The organism is Pradoshia sp. D12, assembly GCF_008935075.1.
Taxonomy (GTDB): Bacteria; Bacillota; Bacilli; order Bacillales; family Pradoshiaceae; genus Pradoshia.
This window is the reverse complement of sequence record NZ_CP044545.1, coordinates 955,187-970,452: the sequence shown is the minus strand read 5'-3', so window position 1 is coordinate 970,452 and position 15,266 is coordinate 955,187. Positions and strand designations below refer to the sequence as shown.

Genomic DNA, 15,266 nt, shown 5'->3' with positions numbered 1-15,266 from the left:
CTGTAATATCTATCTATTATAGTATGTATATTTATAAAATCAAATGTATTTTTATTTATTTTCAGAAAAATAGTCATCTGCCTAATGTATATAGTTCAAAATATATAACTTCATCATCATTAAACTATGTCAAAGGTAGTATTATGACCTTGATTACTTTTCCATAAATTTTTCAAACAATTACCCCTTACCTTTCATTTTATAGTCTACAAATGCTGTTATTCACTGCCAGACAGGTTAAATAATGACCTAATTATTTATTCGTCGCTTTAAAAGCTATTCATTTAACAAAAAAAATAAAAACATTTTGAAAAAAGATTCAAAATGGAGTTTCCTTTATACATAGTTATATAAAAAGATTGTCTTTTACTACTATATCCTCATTACCGTGTACTCTATATATTGCTGCATCTTTGGGCACTACTCTAGGAAGAAACTAAAAACCACCCCTGCCTGCAAAATAAAGGGTGGTTTATCATAGTACTTTTTAATTTTTATGAAACATTAAGGATTTGGCGTTTTCTCAATATTGACCTTATTGTTCTTTTTAACTTCATCATCATCTTCTATTATATCTTTTGTAGCATTTTTAAACTCTTTTAATGTTTTCCCAAATGCCCTTCCTATTTCAGGAAGCTTTGATGGCCCAAATATCATTAATGCGAGAACTAATATAAGAATAAGCCCAGGTACTCCAATATTTGAAAACATATTATTCTCTCCCATCTCAATCTATCTCTACTAAACATTAGCATGTTCACATAGCTATCCTACCATTCTCTTCATTGAAAAACAAATAATGGAATTTCCTTATTATTAGTTTGCCAGGTATACTTTTCCCTAAGGGTATGGCACTATTTTTAATTTTGTAATAAGTTGCGTCTATGCGGAATAGACTGTCTTTATTTTTGCTATTATTAAAGAAATGGCTCTGTTAAATGTAAATGTTGATTTTTGATACCTGTCCGAATCCTTGATATAATCAATATAAGAACGAATATTCGGGGAGGTTGTCAAGGTGGGCAAAGCGTTTAGCAACTTGTTAAAGTATATTGACAAATTACCACACACCCAAAAAGAACAAGTCTATCAATGGGTTAAACGCTATGTTGACCCTTCTTCCTCTGCTGGTGGTCGATTAATTGATGAAATGAGGGAAACTCGCTTCAAGGAAGGATTCGAGTGTCCTCATTGTTCATCGGAACACGTTGTTCGGTTCGGAAAATATAAGGGACGGCAACGGTATCAATGTAAATGTTGTAGCAAAACCTTTACTGACACAACCAACACCGTCTTGTACCGCACTCGAAAGGCTAACGAATGGATTACATTTGTTGATTGTATGTTCAAAGGCTATTCTCTGCGAAAATCTGCTGAAATCGTAGGGGTCACTTGGGTTACTCTTTTTTATTGGAGACACAAACTATTAAACGCCTTAAAACAAATGGATTTTGACCACTTTGAGGGAATCGTTGAAATGGACGAGACCTATTTCCTATACTCTCAAAAAGGACAACGTAGCATTATTGAACGCAAACCACGCAAACGTGGCGGGAAATCCAAGCAGAGAGGAATCAGCCACGAACAGGTTTGTGTCCTCGTTGCCAGAGACCGAACAAAAGCAACGGTCTCCAAAGTTGCTTGTATGGGGCGTATTATAAAACTGAAAGTCGATGCCTTAATTGGTTCTAAACTTTCCAAAGACAACGTGATTGTAACCGATGCTTGGAGGGCTTACAAAACCTATGCGAAAGAAAAAGGTTTAGAGCATTACCGTATTAAATCAGACGGTGGCAAACACGTTATCAAGGGTTTGTATCACATCCAAAATGTCAACGGTCTTCATTCTCGTCTAAAACAGTGGATAGGCCGCTTTAAAGGTGTGGCTACAAAGTATCTGGATAATTACCTTTCCTGGTTTTTGTTTGTCGATAGTCGTAGCAACGAAAGCACTAAACAGCATATTAAAGAATTTTTATTAACTTCATTTGTATTTGAAATGACGGACACATATGACAGTTTACGGTTAGCCAAATTTAGCGTGAAATAACCATATAACTTACGAAATCAGGTGACGATTCTTTGACTGAAAAAAAGGTTTACAAACCGCTTGAGGATTTATCAAACCAACAATTAAATGAAATTTTAGATAGGAACAGAATCTATGAACTTATTCCTCTTCCTCTTTCTGTCGGAGAGTATCATATAAATTGGAAGTATGCACAGGATTTATGTGCCAAGTTATCTGAACACGAGAATCCTCTAATAAGGGCGAATGCGATTTTAGGTTTTGCCTACATCGCAAGAACAAAAGGTATGTTGGAAAAACATATAGTTAAACCAATAGTGTTGAAAGAACTCCGAGATAATCAAGAATACAATTGGAGAATAATTGACGCTATACACGACATAAATCTTTTTATGAAATGGAAAATTGGAGCCAATGCAATAAAAGAATAGATTTTAAACATTTGAAAACATAGGGAAACTTTTATTCGAGTGAGTTTCCCTAACTTTATTGAAAAAATCAACATTAAAATTTAACAGAGCCAAAGAAATAAAGATGAGAGAGGGGATTAGCTTGATCAGCGGAACAATCGAGTCAATACGTGTAGGAAAACCTGCATCTCTGCATTATAAGAGTAAAATTGTACAATCTGCTATCTATAAAGATGAAGTCCACCATCCCATACATGTTTCAAAGACCAACTTAGAAGGTGATAAACAAAGTGACCTTAATCATCACGGAGGTCCTGATAAAGCAATATGTGTATATCCCTCAGAACATTACCCTTACTGGTCAGAGAAAATCGGACAATTATTTAAAGCAGGGGATTTTGGAGAAAATTTAACTATATTTGGATTAACGGAGGATAAGGTTAGGATTGGCGACATTCTTAAGGCAGATGGCTGCCTATTTCAAGTTACCCAACCACGGGAACCCTGTTATAAAATTGCCGCTCGGCATAATATAGACCAATTACCTTTTTGGATTAGAGCAAGTGGCTATTCGGGCTATTATTTACGAGTTTTGGAGGAGGGTATCCTTACTAAAGGTTCTGTCATTGAAATTATCGATCGAGCCCCACAGAGCATTACGATTGCATATGCCAATCAAATTATGCATCATGACTCCAGCAATAGAGAGGCCATCCAAAGTATCCTTTCCGTCGATGCTTTATCAGAAAGCTGGAAAGAGAAATTTAGTAGGGTCTTAGCTTCGGCTAAATAATATACATCTTTTATGGAGACTGGCCGTCACATTCATATGCCCAGTCTCTAATTCTTCATTTTATAGATAAACTGCAAATATGAAATCACTTCCCAAAATGATATGCGCTACTACCTACTACTTATTTAATTGAAGTTTTCTTTCTAAACGAATCATGTCCCGGCATAACATACCATTTTCATAGATTGGCTCAGGATAATTCCTACTAAAATAATCATGATCGATACCCATAATTCTAAAACCAACCTTTTGATAGAGTGCAAGTTGATAGATACTGGAATTTCCAGTACCTATTTCTGCGATGCGATACCCTTTGGCAGCTGAAAACGAACAAGCATACTCAATCAGTGCCTTCGCATATCCTCTGCCCCGCCATTTTTCATCTACGGATAGATTCATAATTTCTACTCGTTCCGTTGTTTTTGGAGTTACAATAATAATTCCTGCTATATCATCATCACTAAGAAGTTCAAAGGTATAGCCTGTATCGCTATATTTTTCGATTTGCTGTCTTGAAGGATCTGCCTCCATTAACAACCGCCAGTGTTTTTCGGTAATTTCCGTACATATGCGAATATTCCCTATCACTCTTCTCTATCCCTTCTTCTATCCTTCTCTTCTGTGCATGGTTTTAGGATTCATAAATACCTATATTAACTGTAAACCATCTATCTATAATCTTCCTATATTCTTGATCAATTCACCAAATCTTTTTTCTAATATGTAAAAAGGCGATTCATTGCTATATAGCTGATCGCCTTTTTACAGGAATTAAATGCTTTCCTCCTCATCATGATAAGCAATCAGAATAATATCTTGGCCTAATTGCTCGCTGAGTTTTTCCTGGTACTCATTTAATTGCCTTACCTGTTCTTCATTTAATTGGACTAGGTCATATTCACGCATGTTTGTTATGCCTCCTATCAAGAATAATAGCGGAAGAGATTCTCACTCTTTCACTTTTATCCTTCCCATAAACCCTAATTCATTTCATGATACTTAACATACAAACTGCTGCTTAAACGATTCGACCGCTTGAAGTGGATAATCACTTAAAGCAATAGCAGAAACAACAGCCACTCCATCTGCACCAGGTATTTCCTATACTAAAAAAGGGTCTCGCATCAACAAAGTGATGTTATCGCTCCCTACGTCAGTATTAACTGTACAGGTTCAAAGGGTCAGGTTTTAACCTTCTCAACTCGCAATTTGAGTCCCCCCGCAATCAACTATTTAATTGGAAACAAAAAAGCTCTTCTATACATCTTAAAAGAGCTTTTCGCACATATCGAGTAGACTTATGTACTTCATGCTCCCTGCGCCAGTATTAACTGACAGGTTCAAAGGGTCAGGTTTTAACCTTCTCAACTCGTAACAAGAGTCCCCCTGCAAATAATTTGATTATTTTAACTTTATCAGAAATAAAAACCAATTCCAATAGGACCAACCGATTCTATTAACCCAGTTGATATTTGAATATCTTAAAGATATTTTTTTCATAAAAAAGAGAGCCTTAAACTCAGCTCTCCAAATATATTCAATCTTTATTATTGTATACCCAAGGCAATTTTCGCATAACGTGACATACGATCCTTTGTCCATGCCGGTGTCCAAACAATGTCTACTTCTACGTTTTTCACTTCAGGCAATTCCTTTAATGCATAACGTACTTGATCGACAATGGTACCTGCCAATGGACAGCCCATCGCGGTTAAGGTCATCGTTACTGTCACATCGCCTTCGTCGGTCATATCGACATTATAGACTAGGCCTAGGTTTACTATATCAATTCCCAATTCAGGGTCCAAAACTTCTTCCAATGCACTCATAAGGCTATCTTTCATATCTTGATCCATGTTAAATCTCCTTCCTCAACGTTCTTGTTTCAATCCTACCAAATTTCACTTAATCTGACCATTCTTAATCCTTATACAAGATTCTCTTCTATCCAGTTAACGGCCTGCAGTAATCCACTTCTAGTAACAGCATGACCGGCCGTCTTATCAGATATGTAAGTAATTCTGCCAGAATCTACTTTTTCCTGGAGGTTTTCAACAAACGCACGGCCACCTGCAATCGGTACAATAGGATCCTTTTCCCCATGCCAGAAGAAAAGAGGGCGATTATTTAGTTTATCGGGCTGCAAGGATAAATCAAGTTCTTCAAGAGTACTGAATACTTTCAATTTCTCTTCCTCCGTAAACCCTAAATCAATCCCCTGTTTTTCAAATTCCTCCACTTGATACTGCGCAAACTCTTTATATTCCGGGTTTCCCATCAGACTGACTCCCACACGAATCCAATCATATTGAGTTAGTGCGCCAAGTGTCGTGATTGCACCCATAGATGTACCGCCAAGACCAATACAATCATAAATCGCTAATCCATGCTCTGTAATATATTTTTTGATCATATGCAATTCTTTTATAGAGGAAATAACAATTTTCCAAAATGAACTCGATAAATCCTTCTTCATGTCCCGTTCCTCTCGTTCACCGTGCAAGTATGCTTCAGGCAAAAATACTCTAAACCCCTTTTCCGCCAGAAGATAAGCATAGTGCAGATTATGCTCTTTTGCACTGGTAAAACCGTGAAGAAAAATAAATCCGGGGAGAGGTACATTATTCATATCCTGCTTACCTACTATAAGCATTGGAATATGTTCAACATATACTTTCTCTACTTGTATCATTATTATTCCCCTTCTCTATATATTTTTTTACAAACCAAACGATACCATTAAACGGCTATACTTGTTATGATATATAAAATAGGAATCTAAATGGAATTAATTCAACTTATAATTTTAGAAGGAGAGCCATATGTCAGATAAACATTTAATTGTACTTGATCTAGATGGAACATTATTGAAAGATGATAAAACCATTTCTCCACGTACTAAAAAAGTATTGCAAACATTACAAAATAATGGTCATGAAGTGATGATTGCTACTGGGAGACCATACCGATCCAGTGAACCTTATTATCGTGAAATGCAATTTAAAACCCCGATTGTGAATTTTAATGGAGCTTTTATTCACCATCCCCTCCATACAGGCTGGGGCATGCATCATTCGCCGCTAGATATAAAAGTGGCAAAAGACATTGTGGAAGCTATGGACGATTATCGTTTACACAATATTATTGCCGAGGTAAAGGATGATGTGTATTTCCATTACCATGATGAAAAATTAATTGATATTTTGCATCACGGCAGCAGCAATATAACTACAGGTGATCTACGCCAATTTCTACAGGCTTCCCCTACTTCGATGCTTATTCATTCCGATGAAAATGATGTCGCCGGAATCAGGAAACACCTTTCGGATGTCCATGCTGAAGTCATTGATCACAGACGCTGGGCAGATCCATGGCATGTCATCGAAATCGTTAGAAATGGAATGAGCAAAGCAGTTGGTGTTGATTTGGTATCAAAAGATTTAGGAATTTCCAGAAAAAATATTATCGCATTTGGCGATGAAGATAATGATCTAGAAATGCTTGATTATGTAGGAACCGGCGTAGCCATGGGAAATGGTATTGAACAGCTGAAAAATGTTGCTAATCACATTACATTATCAAATGAGGAAGATGGAATTGCAGTCTTCCTTGAAGAGAAATTTAATATAAAATCTGCGTGACTAACATAATCTCCGTCTGGTTATGATAGATATGACTCTTCCTTTCGAGTCACACCTTGAATGCAGGAGGTACTTCCATGGGAAAAAGAAATAAATCAAAGCGCTTTGTTCAACAAGGTAAAACGGCTGTGTCTAAACATAGTGAGCGATTCCCATATCGTTTAACGATGGCTGAGGCTGAAGAGAATCAAGATTCTTCTACCTGTGGAGGACTGTAAATGCGCAATGAATTATTTAGTCGGGCTCAAAAAGCTGTGGAATTGGCACAGATAGAAAGCTCTAATCAACAGGAACTAATCACTAAAGCACGCAATGAGCTATCTTCTGCATTTGCGAATTCAACACTGGCTGAGCAGGCGCAACTCCATCAAATGCAAGATGTGCTTGACTCCCTAGAAAACAGCATTCAATAATAAAAAGAGAGGGCACCAAGGTACACTCCTTGCGCCCTCTCTTTATTTCACTTGCTTGCCAATTTTGAATGGGTATCATTTGCCTCTTTATGAATAGATTCATACAAATCAATGAACCTTTCCACTACTGCTCCCCAAGAATTTTGCCTAGCCTTCTCTACTCCTGCCCGCCTGACTTTTTCCATATCTTTGTTGAATAAAACTTCCTTAACCTTTTGTTCAACAGAATCGACATCATCGAAAGACAACAAATAGCCATTCTTGCCATCCTGAATCATTTTTTCAAAGGAGGGGATATTGTTCAGCAATGCTACCCTTCCCGCTGCCATCGCCTCTAATGAAGATAACCCAAAACCTTCATATTCGGAAGCGGATATAAAATAGGACGCCTTGGCCATTTCCTCGAGGAGTTCCTCTTCAGATAATGCCTCACAAATAGCCACATGATTTCCAATTTCATATTCATCGATAAGTTTCTCTAACTCTCCCTTTAAGTTATCATAATCCCTTCCCACAATGGATAGGTGCACATCTGGGAATTCTACCTTCAGCTTCTTAATCAAAAGCAGAAGCTTGTCTATTCGTTTGTTCTTCGAGAATCTTCCAACAAAGATAAACCGATTCGGGTACCCATTTTCCTCTGCAATCGTATGATAATGGTCAAAGTTTATTCCGCATTCAATCAAATCTAGCCTCTCAGGACAGATTGGTCGAAATGATTTATAATCATTTTCACTGACAGCGACAATCCATTTCATATTCTTCAAACTATACTTCGTTACAGTATGGAAGTGAAGCTTTTTATAAAGGTAAAACTTCTTCGTGTGAAAGAACCCGCCATGTGTAGAGAGAATCATCGTTTTTTTATGAAATGGTTTTAATCCAGCTAAGTAATCGAGCAGGAAATCAACCCCATGGATATGAATTAAATCAAATTCAGAGATATAGTTGACAGCAGATAACGCAATAGGATATCTCCGCGAACCGAAATAAGGAATTCTCTTGATTTTAATCCCATTTATAATGGCAGAATCGGAAAATTTTTCACCATTTGAAAAATCTGCATTTAACGTTAATACTTCCGAATAAATCCCTCTTTCTTTTAGGTGGACGGCCAAGTTTTCCACATAATTTTCCATACCGCCAATAACTGGTTTGTATTGTCTGATGACATGGAGAACTCTCATGATGATTCACATCCTCTCATATATTCATTAAATTTCCTGCAATAATATGGACTGTTCTTTTATTTCCATCCATGCCCTATAGGCCAGACTATCGTCTATTTCAACATGTGAGAAGGTCAGTATTTCCCCTTCTTCTACAGGTTTTATAATCCTTACCGAATCTAAGAGTCCAATTGGTATATGGTTAGGCTCATCTTCAATCTTTAACGCTTTCCCTCTCACTTCAAAACTTCCAATGCCTCTATTGATGACAGTTCCAATATTCAGCTTCTTCTTAGCAATCGATCCCATGCTATAGGATGGAAAACAGCTATTATTTAATAATACTTCTTTCTTTTCAAAAACCCTTCTTATTGTTTTGACCACTTCAAGATGGCATAAATGAAAAGGCTGGATAATCGTATAATAAGGACCATCCCCTAGCTTCATATATTGAAGTGCATTACGCTGCCCCTGCATATCCAAATGCTTAGCCGTAATAAATACCCCAGCAGGAGCCTTTGACGACAGAACATAATCGCTGATTGGATATCCTAATTGATCGGCTTCTAATGCGAGTGCATTAGCCCCCTCCTGTAAATCTTCCGCGCTTATTCCCATTATCCCTGATGGCAAAAACTTTGTATTAAGCCCATTTGCCACAAGTGTTTGTTCAAACTCCACTTTCGTTCCATCAGTAAACGAGGTAACCATCTCTAAGCTGATTTTATTTCTATTCGACCAATAAAGCATATCCTTGGGTGAAGGATTAGGATTTAAAAATCCTTTTATATTGCCAAAAACCATTGGTTCAAATCCCATCTGAAGAACATTTTCTCTTAAAGCCGCCAAACAACCAGGCTGGTCTCCTTCTGCTTCTGTAATGTAACCTCGTTTGGCAAAATAGGAGCCTGTTGTAACTTGCAGCTCCGTATTCATTGTCACGACAGGAATTCCTGCTTCCATCACCTTAGCAATCATATCGGTGCCAAACAAAACATCCCCTGTACACTCAACAATTACATCTGAATGCTCAATCACCTCATCGACTGAATGGGTCAGTAAATCAGGATATCGGTAATCTCCTCGAGTATCTACCCTACTTCTTGTTAATACCTTTGTCACTTCTATATCATTAAATAAATGTAGTGCATTTACTAAACCTTTCCCAATAAACCCGCTTCCGATAATGCCCACTCTTTGTTTCATCATCTATCCAATTCTCCCCCCGGTATGGTATTAAGTCTTCTCTTTTCTTTTCTTATGAGAAGGAAATAGCTTGCAATTAAAGCAGCATGAAACCACACGAATCCCATTCTAAATCCATTATTGAAATTGAAATCAACTAAGATAAAAATACTAGCTGCTAAAAAGCCAAGAGGTATGAAATTAGATTTATGATAAACAGACAGAATCATCCAGGCGGCCCTTCCAAGAATCAGCAGGAAAATAATCAGACCAATGATACCCGTATCAAACAATACGGTTAAAAAAATATTGGCATTCCCTTTCCCAGCGTTTAATTCCCCTCCATAAATATACTCCTGCCTAATATCATCTCTCATTGATAATTCCGACATTCCGCCGCTGCCATTGCCGACTAGCGGATGCTTCGGGATATAATCAAGCATCAGCTGGATTGATGCAAACCGGCTGTCTGCTGCTCCCTGGTCGGTTTCAAGACTTGTGCTTGGATTGAAGCGATCATATACCTTCATGAAAATGTCCTGGTTTATGATGAAGAGTACCATCGCCCCCACAATCATAATAATGGCTGAACTGGCAAGCAGTTTAATCGCTCTCATATTTTTTGTGATAATTAAAATAAAGAGTATTGCTACAATTAAGGATAGAATGCTTGCTCTGGCCATACTGATAAATACACCTACAAAACACATAAACATGCCAATCAAAATAAAGAGCTGTGAAAATAAACGGGAATCCTTTCTTAAATACATCACGACAAACCAGACAGCGGAATATCCGGCAAATAAGCCATACCAGTCAGGTTCATGGGCAAATGATGAAGGTCTAGGAATTCCTATCTCTTCATAATGGCTGAGCCCAAATTCAAATCCAAAAAAGAATCCAATCCATTGCAGGATTCCGACAAAAGTTACAATAACACCCGAAATAATGGTGTATTTCAAAATCTTGTCAAAGTAAGAAAGTCCTTTACTATAGATGCATTGCACAGAAATAAAATAGAATAGGTTCAAAAATAGTTGCCCAACGACAGATTCCCAGAAATCCCCCACACTGATTAAATGGCCAATACTAAAAAAATAGCTGAAGACCCATAAATTAATCAGGATAAATAAGGGGGCATGTACAATTTCCCGTCTAGAGAGCAAATATTCAATCGCAAACTTTAAAAATAATGCTAGAAACAATATTTGAAAGATCCGTATATATGATCCCTGAAAGGTAATAAACGATCGGTCAATAAAAATGGACAGGGCAATGAAGGTGAAAATTCTCTCAACTGATAATGGAAAGAAAAAAATGACCGCTATAATCAATATGATGATAGGTAAATAGACAAGCGGTAAGGCAGCAAAGACTCCAACGACCATCGCAAGAATGACCGCCATTGCTATTTGAATAAACTGCCGATTATTGGTGTTCATGAGCAAGCTGTTCACCGATCCCCCTCCTTTTAGGAACTCCACCGTTATGATTTCCAATGACTATTCTAAGTAATGGGCCGTACTATTTCTTAATCTTGGATTAGTACCAATGAAGTCCATATTTTCTTGACTGACTGTTGCTGTAGCTTCTGCTATCTGTAAATAATATTTCTGCGTCGGCAATTTTTGGTCATCTTCATATGTATTTTGATTAAGATTGCCATTTCCAACATGAGAGAGAACGACTGCAGATCGGTTCTTCAGTTCCTCGGATTTTTTTCCATTATTTTTTAAATAATTCCCTTCAAGGAGAAAATCCTCCTGGCTATACATTTCAATCCCAGCCAGCCCATTTTCACTTATTTGATTTTTTCTTACTTCAAGACCAGAGCTCATTACGTTTAAATTTGCAATGAAGAGTCCCGTCGACTGGTTATGGCTGATTTCGTTATCAGAAATGCTGATTCCGTGCGCCTTATAACCTTGGATGTGGATTCCTTCCTTACGCCCATCAGCAATCCGATTACCCTGAACAGTAATGTCATTGAATTGCCTGATTCCATCTGGAAAATCTCCTGTCTGCTTTCCAATCTTGGATGCTTGAATGAATAAACCTTTCCCTCTGCTGGCGATGATTTCATTATTTTCAATGATTGTATTGTCCATTCCTGTCACGTAAATAGCATTGGCATCACCAGTGTTATATGTTTGCTCAACCCTATTATTCAAAACTTTGACATTTACGGACTTATTCTTCCAGCCTTCTACAAAGATGCCATCTCCACCGTATCCGCCTGTTTTTCCATAGCCTTTAATTGTATTGTTTTCAATTACCCCATCGCTGACTGTGCGAAAGGCAATCCCTGAATTCCGTGAGCCAGTCACTTCATTATTTCGAACAACAATATTTTCATGCTGCTCATGGCCGTCTTCAACAAGATGCCCGACTTCAATCCCAAAATCACCGGCATCATCGACCTTATTTCCCTCAATGGTGATATTATGACTGGACTTTCCTTCCTGATAACTGATGAATATACCATTTTGATGATCGGTGTGGTTGATGATATTATTCATGATTTGGACATTTTCCGTACTCTGCAACCCGATTATTCCATTTGAGCCCCCATCAATGATTCTTGAATCTCTGACCTTTCCGTTTTTCGTATTAAAGAGCATGATAGAGGCACTAGGAGAACGAACAACTTCAACCTCGCTAATATCAAAGCCATCCACAAATTGCAAAACAACTGTATGAGAATATCCGTCATTAATTTGCTTTTCCCGTTTTTCCTTCTCCCCATTAAATGTTAAAGCACTGATTTTAATATTTTGAGCATTCGATTCTGATACGAGAATAGAAGAATCATCCGGTGTACCTTTACTCTTTTCTAGATTTAGCTTAAGAATGGTTTTTCCTATCCCTTCACCTTTTAAGTGGACATTTGACTTTAAAATAATTTTTGTATCGACTTCGTAAACGCCTTTAGGCACGTTAACAATCCCTCCCCCATTGGCACTCACCTGGTCGATCTCCTCTTGAAGGTCGATTGACTTGGCCACCTCATCAACTGATGATTCTGGCAATCCATCTGTCTTATCAGGGGGCTTGATTTGGACAGCTAGAAAAAAAAGAGCACTCATAACAATCAAGATAACTAACCAAAATTTCGTATCCTTCAATAGTGAAGTCAAACGAACTTGTATAAGTATGGGCATCATTTAGTCTACTCCCTTTTAGTGGATTGCCATTTAATAAATTCAGTCAAATCTTTGTATTCTTAAATTATTGATTTCGTCTTAGTGACTTCCTTATTTAGCAATTCTTCCGGTGTAATGGCACCGCATAAATTTTCCTTAAGCCATTCTTCACTTCTTTGGTATAATCGTAACTCTAGCAACTGTTCAATCGTATTGGCATCAAAGCGATATTTTAATACTTTTGCAGGTATTCCTCCCACTATGGAATAAGGTGGAACATCCTTTGTAATGACAGAACCTGCGGCACAAATCGCTCCTTCACCTATCTCGATATCATTCATAATAAAGACATTTGCCCCAATCCAGACGTTATCTCTAATATTCACTTTCTTAAATTCCACATGGTAATCCCGATCTACCCAATTGATATTATTAACCACTTTTGAGGTGGAATAAAAAATGGGAGATGTCGATATGAAGTCAGTCGGATGACTGCCGAGACCGATTTTACTGTCTGGACCTATCGAACAAAAGGAACCTATATTGGCATGCATGATACTACAGTTAGCAGAAAAATAGGTGTAATCACCAATAGTTGTCTTCGAAATACTTGTGTATAAATTTATTGCGCAATTTTTTCCGACCTTTGTTGTTGCCGGATCTATTTCAACATAAGGACCAATAAATACTGACTTATTATTCTTCTTAAATATATAGACTCTCAATCCCCTTTTCAGCGAATGGGGGATCAGACCATATAAAAATTTGATAATGAGCTCCTCCTTTATTTATTACATAAAAGGATATTCACGTTTTCCGCTTGCTGACGCAGCAAAATCGGAGAATGCTTTTTGGATGGCAAACGCAACCTTTTTAAATTGTTTGCCCCTTAAAATATACCAACAGTATTTAACAAAATTTTTGCCGATAAAGAACATTAAAAATAGAAGAAAATTTAACTTGTTGGCATAAATGGACATAAACAGCAAATTATTTCTTGTTCCGTAATAATTGGAGAGAGGTGAACGATAGCCGGTAGTTGCTGAGATTTTGTGAAAAACAAGTGAATCAGGGACATATCGTAATTTATATCCAGCCTTTCTTATTTCAAGACTATAGGCTGCATCCTCATAATAAAGAAAATAATCTTCATTCAAGTACCCAACTTTATCAAGAATGTCCACCGGAAATAAAAACACACAACCAGTTAGAAAATTCTCATCACTAGCTATTTTTCCATTCCTCTCCAATGTTTTATGCAGTACTCGTCCTGTTAACCACTTTATATCTCCGCCCCCATACCATGTTTTATTGCGTTTACTGTGGTAATTGATATGGGAACAACAAGCACCAACTTCTTTATCCTTCTCACATTCAGCTACAAGCGGTTCAAGAAAATAGGGATCAACTTCTGTATCATTGTTTAGTAAGAGAAAGTAGTCAATATCAGCAATATGGCTAAGCGCATAGTGAATCCCTTTGTTATTCCCAGCGGCGAATCCGTGATTCCCACCCAGTTCAAGAAAATGGAACCTGGACTCTTCTATAAATTCTTTTAAACTAGCATTCTCTTTTGAAGCATTATCTACGACAACTACTTCATGATTGGCATATGTTATATTGTTCAGTGATTTCAAACAAGCAATCGTATCTTGCGTACCATTAAAATTCACAATTATCGTACAAACCTTTGGCTTCATACGCACCATATTCCTTCCTCTATTAGCGTTGGATCTCCGCTTCCTGATTAACTAACAACTTATTTTTGACGGTGTAATAAAAAAACTGGAAATTGCCAATCAAATATCTCCTCCACATGCGTCTCGGTTCTAACATAAGACGGAACACCCATTCCATCTTCAAGGTCCTTATAAGCTTAGGAGCACGCGGGATCCGACCTGATGCAAAATCAATATAAGCGCCAACGCCAAGTATGACTCTAGCATCAAGTGCATCTTTATTCCGGTCAATCCATTTTTCTTGGATAGGCACTCCTCTGCCAACAATTAAGATATCTGGCGATACATCGTTAATCTGCTGAATAACTTCTTGATTCTCTTCATCACTAAAATATCCACTCCGATGTCCAACAATCTTAATATTCGGCATTACTGCCTGTATATTTTGTTTAGCTAGTTCAGCAACGCCAGGACCTGCTCCAAGCAAAAACACACTGTACTCTTTTTCGCTCGCTAATTGCAACAGCATTGGGATAAAATCAGTTCCATTCAAATTTTCCTTAAGCTGGATACCGAACAACTTAGCTCCTAATCTAATCCCAAAGCCGTCATTCAGCAAAAAGTCAGCTCTATTGATGATTTCCCTGTAATCATTGTCCCTTTGCGCGATATTATAACAATGGGCATTTAAGAAATAGATTGCTGCTTTCTTTTTGTTTATGAGACGGGATTCTATCACACATAAGCCTTCCTTTATATTAAAGATATCCATTGCAACATTGCCCAAATGGGACTTTTTCATTT

18 protein-coding genes and 2 riboswitches are annotated in these 15,266 nt (G+C 37.4%); of the genes, 6 read left to right on the top strand and 12 right to left on the bottom strand.

Features of this window, described 5'->3' with window-relative positions:
- Positions 1-504 precede the first annotated feature (504 nt).
- Positions 505-711 carry a twin-arginine translocase TatA/TatE family subunit gene (locus F7984_RS04800; protein ID WP_066101510.1) on the bottom strand — a complete coding sequence of 69 codons (207 nt, stop codon included), beginning with the start codon at positions 709-711 and terminating at the stop codon, positions 505-507.
- A gap of 307 nt (positions 712-1,018) precedes the next feature.
- Between F7984_RS04800 and F7984_RS04795 the strand changes: the two genes are divergently transcribed.
- The 3 genes from F7984_RS04795 to F7984_RS04785 all read left to right on the top strand — a co-directional run bounded on the left by F7984_RS04795 (position 1,019) and on the right by F7984_RS04785 (position 3,232).
- Positions 1,019-2,050 (top strand): IS1595 family transposase, encoded by a 1,032-nt coding sequence (locus F7984_RS04795; protein WP_066107131.1) that lies wholly within the window; start codon positions 1,019-1,021, stop codon positions 2,048-2,050.
- 32 nt (positions 2,051-2,082) lie between these two features.
- Positions 2,083-2,460, top strand: coding sequence for a hypothetical protein (locus tag F7984_RS04790; protein WP_066107136.1), 378 nt, complete (start codon positions 2,083-2,085; stop codon positions 2,458-2,460).
- A gap of 121 nt (positions 2,461-2,581) precedes the next feature.
- Positions 2,582-3,232: an MOSC domain-containing protein gene (locus F7984_RS04785; protein ID WP_225983662.1), complete on the top strand. Its 651-nt coding sequence runs from the start codon at positions 2,582-2,584 to the stop codon at positions 3,230-3,232.
- A 117-nt stretch (positions 3,233-3,349) separates the two neighbouring features.
- Here the strand turns inward: F7984_RS04785 and F7984_RS04780 are convergent, their stop codons facing one another.
- From F7984_RS04780 to F7984_RS04770, 4 genes are all read right to left on the bottom strand, one after another.
- Positions 3,350-3,763, bottom strand: coding sequence for a GNAT family N-acetyltransferase (locus F7984_RS04780; protein ID WP_066101514.1), 414 nt, complete (start codon positions 3,761-3,763; stop codon positions 3,350-3,352).
- A gap of 240 nt (positions 3,764-4,003) precedes the next feature.
- On the bottom strand, positions 4,004-4,138 hold the full coding sequence (locus tag F7984_RS19485) for a hypothetical protein (protein WP_257468970.1): 135 nt from the start codon (positions 4,136-4,138) through the stop codon (positions 4,004-4,006).
- A gap of 222 nt (positions 4,139-4,360) precedes the next feature.
- Positions 4,361-4,463, bottom strand: a riboswitch (TPP riboswitch).
- Between the two features lie 65 nt (positions 4,464-4,528).
- Positions 4,529-4,630: riboswitch (TPP riboswitch) on the bottom strand.
- Positions 4,631-4,779: 149 nt separating this feature from the next.
- Positions 4,780-5,088 carry a metal-sulfur cluster assembly factor gene (locus F7984_RS04775; RefSeq protein WP_066101520.1) on the bottom strand — a complete coding sequence of 103 codons (309 nt, stop codon included), beginning with the start codon at positions 5,086-5,088 and terminating at the stop codon, positions 4,780-4,782.
- A 71-nt stretch (positions 5,089-5,159) separates the two neighbouring features.
- On the bottom strand, positions 5,160-5,924 hold the full coding sequence (locus F7984_RS04770) for a prolyl oligopeptidase family serine peptidase (protein ID WP_066101523.1): 765 nt from the start codon (positions 5,922-5,924) through the stop codon (positions 5,160-5,162).
- 130 nt (positions 5,925-6,054) lie between these two features.
- Here F7984_RS04770 and F7984_RS04765 point away from each other — a divergent pair, with 130 nt between their 5' ends.
- The 3 genes from F7984_RS04765 (at position 6,055) to F7984_RS04755 (ending at position 7,286) form a co-directional block, all read left to right on the top strand.
- Positions 6,055-6,873 carry a Cof-type HAD-IIB family hydrolase gene (locus tag F7984_RS04765; RefSeq protein WP_066101526.1) on the top strand — a complete coding sequence of 273 codons (819 nt, stop codon included), beginning with the start codon at positions 6,055-6,057 and terminating at the stop codon, positions 6,871-6,873.
- A gap of 77 nt (positions 6,874-6,950) precedes the next feature.
- Positions 6,951-7,091 (top strand): competence protein, encoded by a 141-nt coding sequence (locus F7984_RS04760; protein WP_066101530.1) that lies wholly within the window; start codon positions 6,951-6,953, stop codon positions 7,089-7,091.
- Positions 7,092-7,286, top strand: coding sequence for a DUF3813 domain-containing protein (locus tag F7984_RS04755; protein WP_066101532.1), 195 nt, complete (start codon positions 7,092-7,094; stop codon positions 7,284-7,286).
- Between the two features lie 47 nt (positions 7,287-7,333).
- Here the strand turns inward: F7984_RS04755 and F7984_RS04750 are convergent, their stop codons facing one another.
- The 7 genes from F7984_RS04750 to F7984_RS04720 all read right to left on the bottom strand — a co-directional run bounded on the left by F7984_RS04750 (position 7,334) and on the right by F7984_RS04720 (position 15,264).
- The gene (locus F7984_RS04750) at positions 7,334-8,473 is read right to left on the bottom strand and encodes a glycosyltransferase family 4 protein (RefSeq protein ID WP_140461153.1); all 1,140 of its coding nucleotides are present in this window, start codon (positions 8,471-8,473) and stop codon (positions 7,334-7,336) included.
- A gap of 27 nt (positions 8,474-8,500) precedes the next feature.
- On the bottom strand, positions 8,501-9,664 hold the full coding sequence (locus F7984_RS04745) for an NAD(P)-dependent oxidoreductase (RefSeq protein WP_066101538.1): 1,164 nt from the start codon (positions 9,662-9,664) through the stop codon (positions 8,501-8,503).
- A complete protein-coding gene (locus F7984_RS04740) occupies positions 9,661-11,097 on the bottom strand; it encodes an O-antigen ligase family protein (RefSeq protein WP_066101539.1) in 1,437 nt (478 codons plus the stop codon). Before F7984_RS04740 ends, F7984_RS04745 begins: the two co-directional genes overlap by 4 nt.
- A 45-nt stretch (positions 11,098-11,142) precedes the next feature.
- The gene (locus F7984_RS04735) at positions 11,143-12,804 is read right to left on the bottom strand and encodes a right-handed parallel beta-helix repeat-containing protein (RefSeq protein ID WP_140461152.1); all 1,662 of its coding nucleotides are present in this window, start codon (positions 12,802-12,804) and stop codon (positions 11,143-11,145) included.
- Between the two features lie 59 nt (positions 12,805-12,863).
- Positions 12,864-13,508 (bottom strand): CatB-related O-acetyltransferase, encoded by a 645-nt coding sequence (locus tag F7984_RS04730; protein WP_066101544.1) that lies wholly within the window; start codon positions 13,506-13,508, stop codon positions 12,864-12,866.
- A gap of 66 nt (positions 13,509-13,574) precedes the next feature.
- Positions 13,575-14,492 (bottom strand): glycosyltransferase family 2 protein, encoded by a 918-nt coding sequence (locus F7984_RS04725; protein ID WP_066101547.1) that lies wholly within the window; start codon positions 14,490-14,492, stop codon positions 13,575-13,577.
- A gap of 13 nt (positions 14,493-14,505) precedes the next feature.
- Positions 14,506-15,264, bottom strand: coding sequence for a WecB/TagA/CpsF family glycosyltransferase (locus F7984_RS04720; protein ID WP_140461151.1), 759 nt, complete (start codon positions 15,262-15,264; stop codon positions 14,506-14,508).
- Positions 15,265-15,266 lie beyond the last annotated feature (2 nt).

Coding starts and splice junctions, on each gene's coding strand:
- F7984_RS04800 (WP_066101510.1), bottom strand. CDS start 711: ATGTTTTCAAATATTGGAGTACCTGGGCTTATTCTTATATTAGTTCTC.
- F7984_RS04780 (WP_066101514.1), bottom strand. CDS start 3,763: ATGGAGGCAGATCCTTCAAGACAGCAAATCGAAAAATATAGCGATACA.
- F7984_RS19485 (WP_257468970.1), bottom strand. CDS start 4,138: ATGCGTGAATATGACCTAGTCCAATTAAATGAAGAACAGGTAAGGCAA.
- F7984_RS04775 (WP_066101520.1), bottom strand. CDS start 5,088: ATGGATCAAGATATGAAAGATAGCCTTATGAGTGCATTGGAAGAAGTT.
- F7984_RS04770 (WP_066101523.1), bottom strand. CDS start 5,924: ATGATACAAGTAGAGAAAGTATATGTTGAACATATTCCAATGCTTATA.
- F7984_RS04765 (WP_066101526.1), top strand. CDS start 6,055: ATGTCAGATAAACATTTAATTGTACTTGATCTAGATGGAACATTATTG.
- F7984_RS04760 (WP_066101530.1), top strand. CDS start 6,951: ATGGGAAAAAGAAATAAATCAAAGCGCTTTGTTCAACAAGGTAAAACG.
- F7984_RS04755 (WP_066101532.1), top strand. CDS start 7,092: ATGCGCAATGAATTATTTAGTCGGGCTCAAAAAGCTGTGGAATTGGCA.
- F7984_RS04750 (WP_140461153.1), bottom strand. CDS start 8,473: ATGAGAGTTCTCCATGTCATCAGACAATACAAACCAGTTATTGGCGGT.
- F7984_RS04745 (WP_066101538.1), bottom strand. CDS start 9,664: ATGATGAAACAAAGAGTGGGCATTATCGGAAGCGGGTTTATTGGGAAA.
- F7984_RS04735 (WP_140461152.1), bottom strand. CDS start 12,804: ATGATGCCCATACTTATACAAGTTCGTTTGACTTCACTATTGAAGGAT.
- F7984_RS04725 (WP_066101547.1), bottom strand. CDS start 14,492: ATGGTGCGTATGAAGCCAAAGGTTTGTACGATAATTGTGAATTTTAAT.
- F7984_RS04720 (WP_140461151.1), bottom strand. CDS start 15,264: ATGAAAAAGTCCCATTTGGGCAATGTTGCAATGGATATCTTTAATATA.